This is a genomic window from Streptomyces graminilatus, assembly GCF_001418565.1.
In the GTDB taxonomy this organism is placed as follows: Bacteria; Actinomycetota; Actinomycetes; order Streptomycetales; family Streptomycetaceae; genus Streptomyces; species Streptomyces graminilatus.
In genome coordinates this window covers 1-2,509 of sequence record NZ_LIQQ01000764.1, presented here as the reverse complement: position 1 = coordinate 2,509, position 2,509 = coordinate 1, and the positions used below count along the sequence as shown (strand labels likewise).

1 protein-coding gene is annotated in these 2,509 nt (G+C 68.9%); it reads left to right on the top strand.

What is annotated here, in order from left to right; all coding sequences use genetic code 11:
* A partial coding sequence (locus AOK08_RS41255; RefSeq protein WP_055535627.1) for a valine--tRNA ligase occupies nt 1–2,452 on the top strand: 2,452 nt, incomplete at its 5' end.
* Nucleotides 2,453–2,509 lie beyond the last annotated feature (57 nt).

Sequence of the window (2,509 nt, the reverse complement as noted above, 5' to 3'; positions counted from 1 at the left end):
CGTCACCGGCTCCCTCCACCTGGGCCACGCCTTCCAGCACACGCTCATGGACGCCCTCACCCGCCGCAAACGCATGCAGGGCTACGAGTCGCTCTGGCTCCCCGGCATGGACCACGCGGGAATCGCCACCCAGAACAAGGTCGAGCAGCAGCTCGCCGAGGAGGGCAAGTCCCGCCACGACCTGGGGCGCGAGGAGTTCGTCGAGCGGGTCTGGCAGTGGAAGGAGGAGTACGGCGGCAAGATCCTCGGCCAGATGCGACGCCTGGGCGACGGCGTCGACTGGAGCCGCGAGCGCTTCACGATGGACGAAGGCCTGTCCAAGGCCGTCCAGACGATCTTCAAGAAGCTCTACGACGACGAGCTGATCTACCGCGCCGAGCGCATCATCAACTGGTGCCCGCGCTGTCTGACGGCCATCTCCGACATCGAGGTGGAGTACCAGGACGACGCGGGCGAGCTCGTCTCGATCAGGTACGGCGAGGGCGAGGACAGCCTGGTCGTCGCCACCACCCGCGCCGAGACGATGCTCGGTGACACCGCCGTCGCCGTCCACCCCGACGACGAGCGCTACAAGCACCTCGTCGGCCGGCAGATCAAGCTGCCGCTGACCGACCGCACCATCCCGGTCGTCGCCGACACGCACGTCGACCCGGAGTTCGGCACCGGCGCCGTCAAGGTGACCCCGGCCCACGACCCGAACGACTTCGCCATCGGGCAGCGCCACAACCTGCCCAACATGACGATCATGGACGAGCACGGTGTCATCACCGTCCACGGCCCCTTCCTCGGCCTGGACCGCTTCGAGGCCCGCTCCGCCGTCGTCGGCGCGCTGCGCGGCCAGGGCAGGATCGTCGCCGAGAAGCGCCCGTACACCCACTCCGTCGGGCACTGCTCGCGCTGCTCCACCACCGTCGAGCCCCGCCTGTCCCTCCAGTGGTGGGTCAAGGTCGAGACGCTCGCCAAGGCCGCCGGTGACGCGGTCCGCGACGGCCGGGTCTCGATCCACCCCGAGGAGATGTCCAAGCGCTACTTCGACTGGGTCGACAACCTCAACGACTGGTGCATCTCACGCCAGTTGTGGTGGGGCCACCGCATCCCCGTCTGGTACGGCCCGGACGGCGAGGTCGTCTGCGTCGGCCCCGACGACGAGCCGCCGGCCGGCGAGGGCTGGACCCAGGACACCGACGTCCTCGACACCTGGTTCTCCTCCGGCCTTTGGCCCTTCTCCACCCTCGGCTGGCCCGAACAGACCCCGGACCTGGAGAAGTTCTACTCGACCGACGTCCTGCTCACCGGCCACGACATCATCTTCTTCTGGGTCGCCCGGATGATGATGTTCGGCCTGTACGCCATGGACGGCCAGGCCCCGTTCAAGACCATCGCCCTGACCGGCCTGGTCCGCGACGAGCGCGGCAAGAAGATGTCGAAGTCCTTCGGCAACGTCGTCGACCCGCTGGACTGGATGGACAAGTACGGCTCCGACGCCGTCCGCTTCACCCTGGCCAAGGGCGCCAACCCCGGCACCGACGTCCCGATCGGCGAGGACTGGGTCCAGGCGTCCAGCAAGTTCGCCAACAAGATCTGGAACGCCACCCGCTTCGCCCTGATGAACGGCGCCACCATCGAGGGCGACCTCCCGGCCGCCGAGCAGCTGACCGCGACCGACCGCTGGATCCTCTCCCGGCTGAACAAGACGATCGCCCAGGTCGACGCGTACTACGACGACTTCCAGTTCGCGAAGCTTGCCGACGCCCTCTACCACTTCGCGTGGGACGAGGTCTTCGACTGGTACGTGGAGCTGTCGAAGACGACCTTCTTCGCGGGCGGCGAGCAGGCCAAGGTCTCCGGCCGGGTCCTCGGCGAGGTCATCGACGTCATGCTGCGGCTGCTCCACCCGGTCGTCCCCTTCGTCACCGAGACGCTGTGGACCACGCTGACCGGCGGCGAGTCCCTCGTCGTCGCCGCGTGGCCGACCGACAGCGGCTTCCGTGACGAGGCGGCCGAGGCCGAGATCGGCACCGTCCAGGCCGTCGTCACCGAGGTCCGCCGCTTCCGCAAGGAGCAGGGCCTCCAGGACGGCCAGAAGGTCCCGGCCCGCCTCACCCTCGACGGCACCGCGCTGGGCGCGCACGAGGCGGCCATCCGCCAGTTGCTCCGCCTCCAGCCGGAGGAGGACGGCTTCAGCGCCACCGCGACCCTCCCGGTCGCCGGCGCCACGGTCGCCCTCGACCTCTCCGGCACGATCGACGTCGCCGCCGAGCGCAACCGCCTCGCGAAGGACCTGGCGGCGGCCCAGAAGGAACGCCAGCAGGCCGAGGCCAAACTCGCCAACGAGGCCTTCCTGGCAAAGGCCCCGGACAATGTCGTGGACAAGATCAAGGCCCGCCTGACCAAGGCGGACGAGGACATCACCCGCATCCAGACCCAGCTTGAGGGCTTGCCTCAGGCGTAGGTGTTTGTACGGCGCGACAAGGCCCCCGGAGCTTTCAAGCTCCGGGGGCCTTGTCGC